Source organism: Haloarcula sp. Atlit-7R (assembly GCF_003666065.1).
Classification (GTDB): Archaea; Halobacteriota; Halobacteria; order Halobacteriales; family Haloarculaceae; genus Haloarcula; species Haloarcula taiwanensis.
The window spans coordinates 1-450 of the sequence record NZ_QXIK01000106.1 but is presented as its reverse complement, the minus strand read 5'-3'; the positions used below and the strand labels follow the sequence as shown (position 1 = coordinate 450).

Below are 450 nucleotides of genomic sequence, written 5' to 3'. Positions count from 1 at the left end.
CACTCGGCGTCGTACAGGTTGCGAATCAACTCCCACTCTTCGTCCGTCACCTCTTCGGGGTGATGCGTCCCCTTCCGCGAGAGTCGTCGACACTCGGCGATTCCAACCGGTTCGTCGAGGAACTGCCGCTGATACTCTTCGGGGGCCTCGTAGGGGTGATGGACGTCCATGTAGTGAAGCCAGACGAACCAGTCTTCGCCTTCCTCACGTTCGTATATCCAATCGAGTGCGCGACGGTTGAGCGAGGCGGCCCGCTCGTACTCGCTTTCGTTGCCGACGGTCGTCGACCACATCGCGTCGACTTTGGTGTATATTCGCTCGATGGTTTTGAACAGAATCCCGTCCTTATTGAGGTTCGACTGGACGAACTGCTTGAGCTTCCCGGCCTCCGCCGAGCCACTGGCGTCGTGCATCGTGTCGAACCCCCTATCGAAGTGGTACGACCCGCTG

The 450-nt window shown here is 59.3% G+C and carries 1 pseudogene; it reads right to left on the bottom strand.

The features are described 5' to 3' along the window. Window positions 1-413 (bottom strand): annotated as a pseudogene (locus D3D01_RS22865) (sulfatase-like protein); the annotation flags it as partial. Window positions 414-450 lie beyond the last annotated feature (37 nt).